At 69.8% G+C, this 13,619-nt stretch carries 12 protein-coding genes and 2 riboswitches; of the genes, 9 read left to right on the top strand and 3 right to left on the bottom strand.

The window, feature by feature from the left end; translation table 11 throughout:
- Window positions 1-190 precede the first annotated feature (190 nt).
- Both EMA17_RS13565 and EMA17_RS13560 read left to right on the top strand, forming a co-directional pair.
- Window positions 191-1,465 carry a L,D-transpeptidase gene (locus EMA17_RS13565; RefSeq protein WP_246126647.1) on the top strand — a complete coding sequence of 425 codons (1,275 nt, stop codon included), beginning with the start codon at window positions 191-193 and terminating at the stop codon, window positions 1,463-1,465.
- A gap of 81 nt (window positions 1,466-1,546) precedes the next feature.
- Window positions 1,547-2,320: an enoyl-CoA hydratase/isomerase family protein gene (locus tag EMA17_RS13560; protein ID WP_126637252.1), complete on the top strand. Its 774-nt coding sequence runs from the start codon at window positions 1,547-1,549 to the stop codon at window positions 2,318-2,320.
- A 100-nt stretch (window positions 2,321-2,420) separates the two neighbouring features.
- Here the strand turns inward: EMA17_RS13560 and glyA are convergent, their stop codons facing one another.
- From glyA to gcvT, 3 genes are all read right to left on the bottom strand, one after another.
- Complete coding sequence (glyA, locus tag EMA17_RS13555; protein ID WP_218042815.1) at window positions 2,421-3,725, bottom strand: serine hydroxymethyltransferase; 1,305 nt, start codon at window positions 3,723-3,725, stop codon at window positions 2,421-2,423.
- Complete coding sequence (gene gcvH / locus EMA17_RS13550; protein WP_126637251.1) at window positions 3,722-4,096, bottom strand: glycine cleavage system protein GcvH; 375 nt, start codon at window positions 4,094-4,096, stop codon at window positions 3,722-3,724. The genes glyA and gcvH overlap by 4 nt, the downstream gene beginning before the upstream one ends.
- A gap of 84 nt (window positions 4,097-4,180) precedes the next feature.
- Window positions 4,181-5,281 (bottom strand): glycine cleavage system aminomethyltransferase GcvT, encoded by a 1,101-nt coding sequence (gene gcvT / locus EMA17_RS13545; protein WP_126637250.1) that lies wholly within the window; start codon window positions 5,279-5,281, stop codon window positions 4,181-4,183.
- Window positions 5,282-5,524: 243 nt separating this feature from the next.
- A riboswitch (glycine riboswitch) is annotated at window positions 5,525-5,641 on the bottom strand.
- Window positions 5,642-5,735: riboswitch (glycine riboswitch) on the bottom strand.
- A 183-nt stretch (window positions 5,736-5,918) separates the two neighbouring features.
- On the opposite strand from gcvT, the gene EMA17_RS13540 reads away from it, so the two are divergent.
- From EMA17_RS13540 to EMA17_RS13510, 7 genes are all read left to right on the top strand, one after another.
- On the top strand, window positions 5,919-6,650 hold the full coding sequence (locus EMA17_RS13540) for an AAA family ATPase (protein ID WP_126637249.1): 732 nt from the start codon (window positions 5,919-5,921) through the stop codon (window positions 6,648-6,650).
- A 30-nt stretch (window positions 6,651-6,680) separates the two neighbouring features.
- Window positions 6,681-7,397, top strand: coding sequence for an enhanced serine sensitivity protein SseB (locus EMA17_RS13535; RefSeq protein WP_126637248.1), 717 nt, complete (start codon window positions 6,681-6,683; stop codon window positions 7,395-7,397).
- A 57-nt stretch (window positions 7,398-7,454) separates the two neighbouring features.
- Window positions 7,455-8,183 carry an enhanced serine sensitivity protein SseB C-terminal domain-containing protein gene (locus EMA17_RS13530; RefSeq protein ID WP_174861357.1) on the top strand — a complete coding sequence of 243 codons (729 nt, stop codon included), beginning with the start codon at window positions 7,455-7,457 and terminating at the stop codon, window positions 8,181-8,183.
- A 386-nt stretch (window positions 8,184-8,569) separates the two neighbouring features.
- The gene (locus EMA17_RS13525) at window positions 8,570-9,565 is read left to right on the top strand and encodes an ABC transporter permease (RefSeq protein WP_126637246.1); all 996 of its coding nucleotides are present in this window, start codon (window positions 8,570-8,572) and stop codon (window positions 9,563-9,565) included.
- Window positions 9,566-9,650: 85 nt separating this feature from the next.
- On the top strand, window positions 9,651-11,369 hold the full coding sequence (locus EMA17_RS13520) for an ABC transporter substrate-binding protein (RefSeq protein WP_246126646.1): 1,719 nt from the start codon (window positions 9,651-9,653) through the stop codon (window positions 11,367-11,369).
- Between the two features lie 102 nt (window positions 11,370-11,471).
- Window positions 11,472-12,479 (top strand): ABC transporter permease, encoded by a 1,008-nt coding sequence (locus EMA17_RS13515; RefSeq protein WP_126637244.1) that lies wholly within the window; start codon window positions 11,472-11,474, stop codon window positions 12,477-12,479.
- Window positions 12,479-13,579 carry an ABC transporter ATP-binding protein gene (locus EMA17_RS13510; RefSeq protein WP_126637243.1) on the top strand — a complete coding sequence of 367 codons (1,101 nt, stop codon included), beginning with the start codon at window positions 12,479-12,481 and terminating at the stop codon, window positions 13,577-13,579. The genes EMA17_RS13515 and EMA17_RS13510 overlap by 1 nt, the downstream gene beginning before the upstream one ends.
- Window positions 13,580-13,619 lie beyond the last annotated feature (40 nt).

The following is a 13,619-nucleotide window of genomic DNA, read 5'->3' as shown; positions in this document are numbered from 1 at the left end:
CGATTCGGGTCGAGGCCCCCGGCGGTCGTCCGCGAGGATGGCCTCGATCGCCCCGATCACCTCGTTTGCCCGCACGTGACCCGGAATGCGGAACCGCGGTGGATGTTCGGCTCGTCGAATGAGACGTGGGATGTGGCTTTCGGCCTCGGCCGGGTCGCGACTCGGCTCCGGATGAAGGGACTGCCCGTACATGTCAGCAGGAACGAAGTCGCCGCCGCGTCCGACGCGGTCACGGGCCCGATGGCGCGTGGTGCCCGCACTGCTGCTCGGCGCGCTCCTGCTCGTGTCGGGCTGTAGCTCGGACGACGGCGGCGGCGACAAGAAGCCCGGTGGCCCGAGCGGCACCACGACCAAGGGCGACCCGAAGAAGGGCGCGGATCCCGCGTCGATCACCCTCACCCCGGCCGACGGCGCCAACGCGATCGACCCGCAGGCGCCGCTCACGATCGTGGTGGGCGGCGGGAAGCTCGGCGAGGTCAAGGTGGTCAACGCGCAGAACGAGCCGGTCGACGGCACGCTCGACGCGGACGGCAGGACCTGGAAGCCCAAGGTCGCCTTCACCCTCGGCGGCAAGTACACGGTGAGCGCGACCGCGACCAACGCCGACAACGCGCCGACCACGGCCCGTGCGACGTTCAACACGCTCTCCGGCGACAAGAAGGTGACCGCGCGCTTCAGCCCCGAGGACGGGGCCACCGTCGGCGTCGGCTTCCCGGTGTCGCTGACCTTCGACTACCCGGTCAAGAACCGGGCCGCGGTGGAGAAGGCGCTGTCGGTCGAGGTCGAGCCGAAGGTGGAGGGCGCCTGGCACTGGTTCGACAACACCCGCGTGGACTACCGGCCCAGGGACTACTGGGCACCCGGCACGAATGTGAAGGTCAACCTGAACCTGCGCGGCGTCGACGTCGGCAACGGTGCGATCGCCAACCAGTTCAAGAGCTACAGCTTCAAGATCGCCGCCACCAAGCGCATCGCGACGGTGGACGTGAAGGCGCACACCATGAAGGTCTACGAGAACGACCAACTCGTCAAAACCATCCCGATCACGGCCGGCAAGTCGCCGAAGTACAGCACGTGGAACGGAAAGATGGCGATCACCGAGAAGTTCGAGAAGACCCGGATGAACTCCCAGACCGTCGGCCTGGGCAGCGAGTACGACATCGACGACGTCCCGTACGCCATGCGCGTCACCACCTCGGGCACCTTCGTCCACGGCAACTACTGGGCCGACCCGAGCGTCTTCGGCAGCGAGAACACCAGCCACGGCTGCGTCTCGATGACGAAGGAGAACGCCAAGTGGCTGTACGACCGCGTGATCGCGGGCGACATGGTCGAGATCTCCGGCTCCGACGAACGCACGGTCGACGCCGACAACGGCTTCGCCGACTGGAACCTGAGCTGGGACAAGTGGACCGCGACCGGCGCGCCCGGCACCACGCAGGGCACGACGACACCCACGCACTGAGGCGCCCCCCGCTCACGGCCCGCCGGCGTACCGACGCCTATGGTCGGATCGGCACATCAGGGCTGACCAGAGGAGAGCGTCATGGGCGAATTCGTGAACCTGGAAGTGGCCGACGGCGTCGGCACGATCCGGCTGAGCCGGCCGCCGATGAACGCGCTGAACCGGCAACTCCAGGAGGAGCTGCGGGCGGTGGCGCAGGAAGCGGGTGAGCGGGCCGACGTGCGCGCCGTGGTGATCTACGGCGGGGAGAAGGTGTTCGCGGCGGGCGCGGACATCAAGGAGATGGCCGACATGACCTACACGGACATGGTCGACCGGGGCGCCGCGCTGCAATCCGCGTTCACCGCCGTCGCCGAGATCCCCAAGCCGGTGGTCGCCGCGATCACCGGCTTCGCCCTGGGCGGCGGTTGTGAACTGGCCCTGTGCGCCGACGTCCGCGTCTGCGCCGACACCGCCAAGCTCGGCCAGCCCGAAATCACCCTGGGCATCATCCCGGGCGCCGGCGGCACCCAGCGCCTGCCCCGCCTGATCGGCCCGTCCAAGGCCAAGGACCTGATCTACACGGGCCGCTTCGTGGCCGCCGACGAGGCCCTGGCGATCGGCCTGGTGGACAAGGTCGTCCCGGCCGAGGACGTCTACTCCGAAGCCGTCGAGTGGGCCGGTCGGTTCGCCGACGGCCCGGCGTACGCCCTGCGCGCCGCGAAGGAGTCCGTCGACCGCGGCCTCGAGGTCGACCTCGACACCGGCCTGGAGATCGAACGCCTCCAATTCACCGCCCTGTTCGCCACGGAGGACCGCACCACCGGCATGCGAGCCTTCGTGGCGAAGGAAAAGCCCAAGTTCTCCGGTCGCTGACCGCGACCTCGGCGGGACCTCGACGAAACGGGGCGCCGACTCGGCAGGTGTCGAGTCGGCGCCCCGGTCTTCGTCGTGTCGACGAACCCGATCCGAGGGATCAGAGGTTCGGGTACAGCGGGTGCTTTTCGGCCAGGGTGGTGACTCGGGCGGCGAGGGTCGCCTTGCGGGTCTCGTCGAAGTCCGGGAGCAGGGCCTCGGCGATGATGTCGGCGACCTCCTCGAAGTCCGCCTTGCCGAAGCCGCGGGTGGCCAGGGCCGGGGTGCCGATCCGCAGGCCGGAGGTGACCATCGGCGGGCGCGGGTCGAACGGGACCGCGTTGCGGTTGACCGTGATGCCGATCGAGTGCAGGCGGTCCTCGCCCTGCTGCCCGTCCAGCTCCGAGTCGCGCAGGTCGACCAGGACCAGGTGGACGTCGGTGCCGCCGGTGAGCACGGTGATGCCCACGTCGGTGACGTCCTTGCGGGTCAGCCGCTCGGCGAGGATGGCCGAGCCCTCCAGGGTCCGCTTCTGGCGGTCCTTGAAGTCGTCGGAGGCGGCGACCTTGAACGCCACCGCCTTGCCCGCGATCACGTGCTCCAGGGGGCCGCCCTGCTGGCCCGGGAAGACCGCCGAGTTGATCTTCTTGGCGTATTCCGCCTTGGACAGGATGACGCCGCCGCGCGGGCCGCCCAGGGTCTTGTGCGTCGTGGTGGTGACCACGTCGGCGTACGGCACGGGGCTGGGGTGCAGGCCCGCGGCGACCAGACCGGCGAAGTGCGCCATGTCGACCATCAGGAACGCGCCGACCTCGTCGGCGATCCGGCGGAACTCGGGGAAGTCGAGCTGCCGGGGGTAGGCCGACCAGCCGGCGATGATCAGCTTCGGCCGGTGCTCCTTGGCGAGCCGCTCGACCTCCTCCATGTCGACGCGGTGGGTCTTCTCGTCGACGTGGTAGGCGACCACGTTGTAGAGCTTGCCGGAGAAGTTGATCCGCATGCCGTGGGTGAGGTGGCCGCCGTGGGCCAGGTCCAGGCCGAGGATCGTGTCGCCGGGGGAGAGCAGCGCGAACATCGCGGCGGCGTTGGCCGACGCGCCCGAGTGCGGCTGCACGTTGGCGGCCTCGGCGCCGAACAGCTCCTTGACCCGGTCGATGGCGAGCTGCTCGACCACGTCGACGTGCTCGCAGCCGCCGTAGTAGCGCCGGCCGGGGTAGCCCTCGGCGTACTTGTTGGTGAGAACGGAACCCTGCGCCTCCAGCACCGCCACGGGGGCGAAGTTCTCGGAGGCGATCATCTCCAGGGTGCTCTGCTGGCGGTGCAGCTCGTCGGCGACGGCGGCGGCGACCTGCGGGTCCACCTCGCCCAGGGGACGGTCCAGGATCGTCACGGTTGTCAGCTCCTCGATCGGGTCGATCTCGATCATTCGCCGCAGAACGCGGCGTACTCGTCGGCCGACAGCAGGCCCTCGGCCTCGCCGTCGATGCGCACCTTGAACAGCCAGCCCGCCCCGAAGGGGTCGGAGTTCACCAGGGCCGGGTCCTCGACGACGGCGTCGTTGATCTCGACGACCTCGCCGGAGACCGGCGCGTACATGTCGCTGACCGACTTCGTGGACTCCAACTCGCCGCACGGCTCGCCGGCGACGACCACCCGGCCGACCTCGGGGAGCTCGACGAACACCACGTCGCCGAGCGCCTCGGCCGCGTGCCGGGTGATGCCGACGACGGCGGGGGAGGCCGCCTCGTCGAGCCACTCGTGTTCCTTGCTGTAGCGCAGGTGCTGGGGTGCGTGCACGGGTCCATTCTCCATTCGAATGAGGTAAGTCCGTCCCTCAGGATGATTTGGGACGTTTTCCGGTGATATAGGGAGGGGTTCTGTTCAGCCACGCTTGTAGAACGGCAGCGCCACCACCTCGACCGGCTCGGCCTTGCCGCGGATGTCCACCGCCAGCCGGGTGCCCGGTTCGGCCCGCTCCGACGCCACGTAGGCCATCGCGATCGGCACGCCGAGCGTCGGCGACGGCGCGCCGGAGGTGACCTCGCCGACCCGCTCGCCGCTGTCCGCGTCCACCACGGGGTAGCCCGCGCGCGGGACCCGCTTGCCCGGCGAGGTCAGCCCGACCAGCGTGCGGCGCACGTCCGCCTCCGCCGCGGCCAGCGCCTCGCGGCCGACGAAGTCCTCGGGCTTGTCCAGCCGGACCACGCGGCCCAGGTTGGCCTCGTACGGCGTGGTGTCCCGGGTCAGCTCGTGGCCGTACAGCGGCATGCCCGCCTCCAGGCGCAGCGTGTCCCGGCAGGACAGGCCGGCCGGCACCAGGCCGTGCGGCTTGCCCGCGGCGAGCAGCGCGTCCCACAGCGCGACCGCGTCGCCGGGCGCGGCGAACAGCTCGAAGCCGTCCTCGCCGGTGTAGCCGGTGCGGGCGAGCAGCACGGGTACGCCCGCGACCTCGGTGCGCAGGATCGCGTAGTACTTGAGCGCGGGCAGGTCGGCGTCGGTCAGCGAGCCGACGATCCCGGTCGACGCGGGCCCCTGCACGGCCAGCAGCGTGTACTCCTCGGACGCGTCGCGCACCGTCGCGTCGAAGTCGGTCGAGCGGTGCTTCAGGCTGCCCGCCACCACGTCCGCGTTGGACGCGTTGGCCACCACCACGAAGTGCTCCTCGCCGAGTCGGTAGACGATCAGGTCGTCGACGATGCCGCCCTCCTCGGTGCAGATCATCGTGTACCGGGCGCGGTCGATCCCGATCTTCGAGACGAAACCGACCAGGGCGTGGTCGAGCGCGCGGGCGGCCTCCGGGCCGGTGACCTCGATCTCGCCCATGTGGGTGAGATCGAACAGGCCGGCCGTGGTGCGCACCGCGGTGTGCTCGTCCCGCTCGCTCCCGTACCGCAGCGGCATCCGCCACCCGGCGAAGTCGGTCATCGTGGCCCCGAGCGCGTCGTGCACGGCGTCGAGCGGGGTCCGGCGGTCGGTGGTCATGCGAAGACTCCTTCGAAGGGACGCCGGCGGGAGCCCCCGGCGGGCGCGGGCCGGTCCGGGGCATGCCGGACGGCGCGGACCCGGGCGCGGGCCCGAGGTGCGACGAAAGGTGACGGGTGTCGCGGCCCGTACCGGAGCGAGAACCGGGACGAGTGCGAGTACGAGAACGAATTCGAGGACAAAGGGGGCTCCCTGCCATGGCGTTCAGCCCTTTTCGGCCATAATCGGTCGAAAAGTGGGGTGCCCTCCCCTTCTGTCATCGGAACCTGAGAGCTTCATCCCGTCCGCCGCCACCGCGTCGGACCGGGATTTGCACCGTGGGTGAGCCGCACCGACGGTGCGCCTGCTTTCCAGAAGTGCCTGACCCATGCGGTATCGGTGCCTGAGAGATTCCGGGGAGGAGTTGCTCCTTCGGCGCCCCGCTCGATGGCGAGGACTCTTCCGCGTGGGGTCGACGGCCGTTATGAGGTTGTGCCCGGCATGCTAGCGCGTGCCGTCAATCCCCCGCCGGGGCCGGGGAGCCGCTCGCCCCGGCCGGGAGCGCTCGGCCGGCCCCGGGGAGCGTCGGCGCCCGCTCGCGCCCTCGGTGCGACACCATGCGCAGGGCACGTGGGTTCCGGACATCAGGGGAGGATTCGTGGAGACGGATTCGGCGGGGGCGCATACCGGCGCCGCGGCGGGCGGCATGTTGATCCCCCGGTCCGTGCACGACCTGCGGGAGGAGCGGCATCGTACGGGGGAGCAGGACGGGGGCCGGCGGGTGGACGTGCTGTCCTATCCGGCCTCGTGCGTGCTCGTGGTGACCGGCCTGCCGGGCGCGGGCAAGAGCACGCTCCTGGCCCGGGTGGTCGCCGCCGGGCCCGCGGTCGCGGTCCTGGACGCCGATCTCGTCCGGGCCCGCTGGGCGGTCCGGGTGGGGCGGCTGCCGTACCGGGCCTACCGGCCGCTGGTGCGGCTGTCGCACTACGGCGAGGTGGCCCGGGCGCTGCGCGGCCCCGGTGCGGTGGTGGTGCACGACAGCGGCCGCAATCCGATCCTGCGCCGGGTACTGGTGCGCGCGGCCCGGCGGCGCGGCATCCCGGCACACGCGCTGCTCCTGGACGTCACCGCCCATCAGGCGCTTTCCGGCCAACGTGCGCGCGGGCGCGGGGTGTCCACCGCGGTGTTCGCCCGACACCACCGGGAATGGCGCGCGCTGCTCGCCCGGCTCGCCCCGTGGCTGGACGCCGGACCCGCGCTCGCCTCCGCCCCCGACGGCTTCACGTCGTGCGTACTGCTCGACCGCCCGGCCGCGCGGCAACTGCGCCGGATCGTTTTCGCAGACCCCCTGCCCGGACAGTCCCGACGGCGGGATGCGGACAAGTCGTAAACTGCGCCGGACACCAAGAGGAGCACCACCATGCCGTTCCCGGCCAATCCCGTGGAGAGCGCGCTCGTCGCGGCGATGCGCGACCCGTCCCGGGCCGAGGCCCTGTTCGAGGCCCTCGCCGAAGCGGACGTGTGGGTTCCGCTGCCCGAGGGGGGCAGCGCCGCCGACACCGAACTGACCCTGCCCACCGCCGAGATCGACGGTCGGCCGTATGTGCCGGTGTTCTCCTCGGAGGAGGAGTTCCGCCGGCTCGCGGGGCCGATGGCGGGCACCGTGGCGCCGATGCGCGAGTTCGCCCGAGGGCTGCCGCCGCACATCGGCATCGTGGTCAACCCGGGCGGCGAGGCGGGCATCCCGATCCCGCCTCCGGGCGTGCTGGAACTGGCCCGGCTGCCCGGCGCGGGCCGCCGCGGCGCGCGCGTGCGGCTGTACGAGCCCGACCAGGAGCCGATGGACTTCCTGATCGCCGCCGCCGCCGAGTTCATCCACGTTCCCGTGGTGCTCAGCGCCCGGCGCGGCCTGGGCGTGGTCGAGTCCGATCCGCCGGTCCTGTTCGTCGGCGTCGAACTGGACCGCTGGCAGGAGGAGGACCGGCTGGCCGCGATCGGCGCCCTGGAGCGCGCCCTCGGCCGCGCCGCGTGCCCGTGGCCGGTCAACGTGGTGCTTCTGGACGTGGCGCAGGATCCTGTGGGGGACTGGATGCTGGAGCGGACCCAGCCGTTCTATCTGCGGGCCGACCAGCGCTGAGCCCGTCCGGCCGCGGCCGGCATCGGTGTCGAAAACATGGGGTTCGGGGAGGACGTCGTGAACCAGGTCGAGCAGGCGTTGAGCCAGGTGGCCCCCGGGCGCTACGACGCCTACGAGCGGTTGCTCCAGGCGCTCATCGGCGCGCCCGTATGGATGTTGTTGTGGCAGGGGCAACCCGGCAGCCCGGACGCGCAGTACGGGAACATGGACGTGGCCGGATGGCGCTACGCCCCGGCGTTCACGTCCGAGGAACAGCTGCGTCTCAGTGGCTGGGATCGCTCGTTCGAGATCTGTCCGGTCCCCGAGATCGCGTCCTCGCTGTACACCGACCGCTGGGGTCTGTGGCTGAATCCGCACGCCCAGGGCGGCGGCGTCGGCGTGCCCTACCTCGACCTGCGCCGCATCGTCGGCGGCCTGGACCGGCTGATGGCGGGCCCCCTGGAGGTCGGCGAACCCACCCTGTGGGACCCGGCGTTCTACTCCCTGCTCGGCGGTCAACTGTTCCAGACCCAGGTGGTGCGCGCCGCCCACCGGGCCTGGGTACGCCCCACCGTCGGTCCCGAACGCCTCGTGATCGGGCTGCGCCTGACGGACAATCAGCCCGCCACGATGCAGCGCATGCGCGACGCGATGGCCCGTGCGTCGGCCGCCGCGCCGCCCGGTCTGACGCTCTCCTCGGTCGCGCTCGACGACCCCTTCGACCCGATCGCCGCGTGGATGCGCGAGCACACCCGGCCGTTCATCGGCATCGACATGCTCGACGAGGCCGCCCGCCACGGGCGATGATCGACTTGCCCCGACGAAGCCGCCCGCCCCGCACGGTGGTTCGCGCGGCCGACGCGGGCACACACCACGCGCAGTGAGCGAAGATCGGCGGAACGTGGCGAGCCGGGGCAACAGGCAGTGATGCCCCCAAAAAACTGACGTTACGTCATCAACCGCTGCCTTGTTGTGATTTCGTGACCGATCTACGCGGATCAACCAGTGAATCGTGTCTGCGTAATCACGGTTCAGTAAAGGTATTCCTCCACCCCTGTTCGTGACCCGCGTCACGGAGGAGTCTCACCCGGACGACAGATCCCGAAGATCATCGGGATCGCAATGCCGGGTATGGCGACGGGACGCGGCGATCCCGAGCCGCCGTCGCATCCGTGAGCGGGGAGGGTCGATCCATGACGGCACCGATCGAGACCACCGGTGTGGCCCGAGAGGCGCACCCCGAGGCGATCGCCGACGCAGCCGGCGCACGCATCGAGGGTCGGTCGCTCGGTCAGATCGCGTGGGCCCGATTCCGCCGCGACAGGGTCGCGATGGCCGGTGGCGTGGTGATCATCTTCATGGTGCTCGTCGCGATCTTCGCGCCGCTCATCACCGACGTGATCGGCGGCGGACCCACCGAGTACCACGACGACCTGCTCGACCCGGTGTTGAACATCCCCACCGGCAGCTTCGGCGGCGCGAGTTGGGATCACCCGCTGGGTCTGGAGCCGGTCAACGGCCGGGACATCTTCTCCCGCATCTGCTACGGCGCCCGCATCTCGATGCTGGTGGCCTTCCTCGCCACCCTGCTCTCCGTGGTGCTCGGCGTCGTCCTGGGCACCGTGGCGGGCTACTTCGGCGGCTGGGTCGACGGGCTGATCAGCCGCGCCATGGACGTCTTCCTGGCCTTCCCGCTGCTGCTGTTCGCCATCGCCATCGGCAGCAGCCTCCAGGGCGAGGCCTTCGGCCTCCACGGCGACACGCTCCGCATCACCGTGCTGATCTTCGTGATCGGGTTCTTCAGCTGGCCGTACATAGCCCGCATCGTGCGCGGCCAGACGCTTTCCCTGCGCGAACGCGAGTTCGTCGAGGCGGCGCGCAGCCTCGGGGCCACCGACCGGCACATCATCTTCAAGGAGCTGCTGCCGAACCTGGTGGGTCCGATCCTGGTCTACTCCACGCTGCTGATCCCGACGAACATCCTGTTCGAGGCCGCCCTTTCCTACCTGGGGGTCGGCGTTCAGGAACCCACCGCCTCGTGGGGTGGCATGCTCTCGGCGGCCACCCCCCGGTACCAGGACGCGCCGATGTTCATGGTCGTCCCCGGAGTCACGATCTTCATCACCGTGCTCGCGTTCAACCTGCTCGGCGACGGCCTTCGAGACGCCCTCGACCCGCGCAGCCGCTGAATATCCCGCAAGTCCCCACGAGGAGGCACGACCAGCGATGAAACACCCGGTAACTCGCAGGCGCAGGACCCAAGCGCTGATCGGCATGGTGGCTGTCACCGCGATGGCCGCCACCGCGTGTGGCGGTGGTGGCGGCGGCTCGAAGAAGTACAGCCCGAGCAACAAGGCGATCACCGAAGTGGTCAACCAGTCCACCAAGAAGGGTGGCACGCTCAAGCTGGTCAGCTCGGACAAGTTCGACTCGCTCGACCCGGGCGACATGTACTACGCCTCGGCGTGGAACTTCTCCCGCCTGATGGCGCGTCCGCTGCTCACCTTCAAGCCCGCCCCGGGCAACGCGAGCTACGAGTTCGCGCCGGACCTGGCCACCGACGTGGGCAAGACCGACGACGGCGGCAAGACCTGGACGTACCACCTGCGCAAGGGCGTCAAGTACGAGGACGGCACCGAGGTCAAGGCGTCGGACGTCAAGTACGCCGTCGAGCGGACCTTCGACAAGGAGATCCTGCCCAACGGCCCGGGCTACTTCGCCCAGTACCTGGACCCCGACGGCACCTACAAGGGCCCGTACAAGGACTCCGCGCCGGACAAGCTGGGTCTGAACGCGATCGAGACGCCGGACGACTACACCATCGTCTTCAAGATGAAGGAGCCGTTCGCGGACTTCAACTACCTCGCCGCGCTCCCGCAGACCGCGCCGGTCCCGCCCGCCAAGGACACCGGCAAGGAATACGTCAAGCACCCCATCGCCTCCGGCGCGTACATGGTCGACGGCCAGTACGAGCCCGGCAAGGCGGTGAACCTGGTCCGCAACCCGAACTGGGACCAGGCGACCGACCCGCTGCGCAAGGCGCTGCCGGACCGGATCGAACTGCTCGAGAAGCAGGACGCGAACGACGTCGACAACCGACTCTTCGCCGGCACGGCGCAGTTGGACGTGGTCGGCACCGGCGTCCAGGCCGCCGCGCAGAACAAGATCCTCACGGACAAGAAGCTCGCCGACAACGCGGACGACGCGATCTCCGGCGCGCTGGCCTACCTGGCGGTCAGCTCCAAGACCCCGCCGTTCGACAACGTGCACTGCCGGCGCGCCGTGCAGTACGCGGTCAACAAGTCGCAGCTGCAGCGCGCGCAGGGTGGCGAGGTCGGCTCCGACATCGCGACCAACCTGATGCCGCCGACGCTGGCCGGCTCCAAGGTCACCGACATGTACCCCAACGGGGCCAAGCACACCGGTGACGTGGCCAAGGCCAAGGACGAGCTCAAGCAGTGCGGCAAGGCGGACGGCTTCAGCACCGTGCTGACCGCGCGCGCCAACCGGCCCAAGGAGGTCGCGGGCGCCACGTCGGTGCAGAACGCGCTCGCCAAGGTCGGCATCAAGGTCGAGATCCGGCAGTACCCCTCGGGTGACTACTTCTCGCAGTTCGCCGGCGTCCCGAAGTGGGTGGCGGAGAACAAGGTCGGCATCATGTTCATGCAGTGGGGTCCCGACTTCCCCACCCAGTTCGGCTTCTTCCAGCAGATCGTGGACGGCCGGGCGATCAAGCCCGCCGGTGGCACGAACCTGTCCGAGCTGAACGACCCGGCGGTCAACGGTCTGATCGACCAGGCCACCCGGACCATCGACCCGGCGCAGAGCGCGGCCATCTGGCAGCAGCTGGACCAGAAGGTGATGGAGTCGGCGGTGATCGTCCCGTTCGGCTGGACCAAGTCGCTGCTGTACCGCCCGTCGAACGTGACCAACCTGGTCGTCACGCCCGCGTACTCCGGGATGTACGACTACCTCAACATCGGTATCCAGTAAGCCTGCGACGAGGTCAGTAGCCCGAAGGAGAGGTGAAGGCCCGTCAGTTCCGGTGCGGGGAGCGGTGATCCCGCTCCCCGCACCGGACCGGGTCGCCGGCTCATGATTTTCTATCTGCTCAGGCGGCTGGCGGGAGCGGTGGTGCTCCTGTTGATCGTCACCATGGCGGTCTTCGCCATCTTCTTCCTGATTCCGCGTCTGGGAGGCGCCACAAGCGACCAACTCGCCGCGCGCTACGTCGGCAAGTCGCCCACCCCGGCCGCGATCGAACAGGTCAAGCACAGCCTCGGCCTGGACAAGTCGGTACCCGTCCAGTACGGAAGGTTCGTCAAGGGCATCGTCGCCGGCAAGGACTACGACACCGGTGTCCGCAAGGTGCACTGTGCGCCGCCGTGCCTGGGCTTCTCCTTCCGCAACAACCTGGAAGTGTGGCCACGGCTGCAGGACCGCATCCCGGTCACCCTCTCGCTGGCCGCGGGAGCCGCGGTGATCTGGCTGCTCGCCGGGGTGTCGATCGGGGTGATCTCGGCGCTCAAACGCGGCAGCCTGTGGGACCGGTTCTCGATGGGCTTCGCGCTGGCGGGCGTCTCGCTGCCGCCGTTCTTCACCGGCCTGGTGGCACTGGCGTTGTTCAGTTATCAATGGCCGATCTTCAAGGGCGTGCACTATGTGCCGTTCCTGGACAATCCGGCGAGTTGGGCCTGGAACCTGGTGTTGCCCTGGCTGACCCTGGCGTTCCTGTACGCGGCGTTGTACGCCCGACTCACCCGGGCGGGCATGCTCGAGACGATGAGCGAGGACTACATCCGCACCGCGCGGGCCAAGGGCCTGCGCGAACGCGACGTCATCGTCAAACACGGGCTGCGCGCCGCGCTGACCCCGATCCTGACCATCTTCGGCATGGACGTCGGACTGCTGCTGGGCGGCGCGATCCTGACCGAACAGGTCTATTCCCTCAACGGCGTCGGCAAGTTCGCCGTCGAGGCGATCGGACAGCAGGATCTGCCCGAAGTGCTCGGCGTGACGATGATCGCCGCCATCTTCGTGATCCTGGCCAACCTCGTCGTGGACCTGCTCTACGCGGTCGTCGATCCCCGGGTGAGGACCTGATGCCCCGACTGCTACCGCGCCGCAAGCGGGACACCGCGGCCGAACTGCCCAAGCTCGCCCCGGCCGGGCCCCCGCCCGAGCCGGAGAACTTCCTCGAAGTACGCGATCTCACCGTGCACTTCCCCACCGACGACGGCCTGGTGCGCAGCGTCGACGGGGTGAACTTCGCGCTCCAACGCGGCCGAACGCTCGGCATCGTCGGCGAGTCCGGCTCCGGGAAGAGCGTGACCTCGCTGGCCGTGATGGGCCTGCACGGCGGCACCAGCGCCCGGATCGGCGGCGAGATCTGGCTGGACGGCAAGGAGTTGGTGCGCTCCACCGCCGAAGAGGTCCGGTTGATGCGCGGTCGCCGGATGGCGATGATCTTCCAGGACCCGATGTCCTCGATGCACCCGTTCTACACGGTGGGCCACCAGATCATCGAGGCCTACCAGGTGCACAACGAGGTGAGCGCCAAGCAGGCCCGCGCGCACGCGATCGACCTGCTCGGGCGGGTCGGCATCCCGCGTCCGGACCGGCGGGTGGACGACTATCCGCACCAGTTCTCCGGCGGCATGCGCCAGCGCGCGATGATCGCGATGGCGCTCAGCTGCGACCCCGAACTGCTGATCGCGGACGAGCCGACCACCGCTCTGGACGTCACCGTCCAGGCCCAGATACTGGACCTGATCCGGGACCTGCAGGCGGAGTTCAACTCCGCCGTGGTGATGATCACGCACGACCTGGGCGTGGTCGCCGAACTCGCCGACGACGTCCTGGTGATGTACGCCGGTCGGGCGGTCGAGCACGGCCCCGCGCGCACCCTGTTCGAACAGCCCCGACACCCGTACACCTGGGGCCTGCTGGGCTCGCTGACCCGGCTCGACCGGGCGCGCCAGGAACGGCTGATGCCGATCAAGGGCAGTCCGCCGAGCCTGATCTCGCTGCCCTCCGGCTGTGCGTTCCGCACCCGCTGCCCGTACGCGGACCGCAACGACGGGCGGGAGAAGACCGAGGTCCCGCAACTGCTCGAGATCGAACCGGGCCACCGCACCGCGTGTCACCTCGATCCCGGGGAGCGCGAGCGGATCTGGACCGAGGACATCAGGCCGCGGCTGTGAGCGGGACGGCGAACGGGAAAGCGGATGGGCACGTGACTGG

This window comes from Embleya hyalina, assembly GCF_003967355.1.
Classification (GTDB): domain Bacteria; phylum Actinomycetota; class Actinomycetes; order Streptomycetales; family Streptomycetaceae; genus Embleya; species Embleya hyalina.
This window is presented reverse-complemented; position numbering and strand designations above follow the sequence as displayed.

Excerpts from the sequence above, each read along its gene's own strand:
- EMA17_RS13525 (WP_126637246.1), top strand. The coding sequence starts at position 8,570 with ATGACGGCACCGATCGAGACCACCGGTGTGGCCCGAGAGGCGCACCCC.
- glyA (WP_218042815.1), bottom strand. The coding sequence starts at position 3,725 with ATGATCGAGATCGACCCGATCGAGGAGCTGACAACCGTGACGATCCTG.
- EMA17_RS13510 (WP_126637243.1), top strand. The coding sequence starts at position 12,479 with ATGCCCCGACTGCTACCGCGCCGCAAGCGGGACACCGCGGCCGAACTG.
- EMA17_RS13535 (WP_126637248.1), top strand. The coding sequence starts at position 6,681 with ATGCCGTTCCCGGCCAATCCCGTGGAGAGCGCGCTCGTCGCGGCGATG.
- EMA17_RS13520 (WP_246126646.1), top strand. The coding sequence starts at position 9,651 with ATGGTGGCTGTCACCGCGATGGCCGCCACCGCGTGTGGCGGTGGTGGC.
- EMA17_RS13565 (WP_246126647.1), top strand. The coding sequence starts at position 191 with ATGTCAGCAGGAACGAAGTCGCCGCCGCGTCCGACGCGGTCACGGGCC.
- gcvT (WP_126637250.1), bottom strand. The coding sequence starts at position 5,281 with ATGACCACCGACCGCCGGACCCCGCTCGACGCCGTGCACGACGCGCTC.
- EMA17_RS13515 (WP_126637244.1), top strand. The coding sequence starts at position 11,472 with ATGATTTTCTATCTGCTCAGGCGGCTGGCGGGAGCGGTGGTGCTCCTG.
- EMA17_RS13560 (WP_126637252.1), top strand. The coding sequence starts at position 1,547 with ATGGGCGAATTCGTGAACCTGGAAGTGGCCGACGGCGTCGGCACGATC.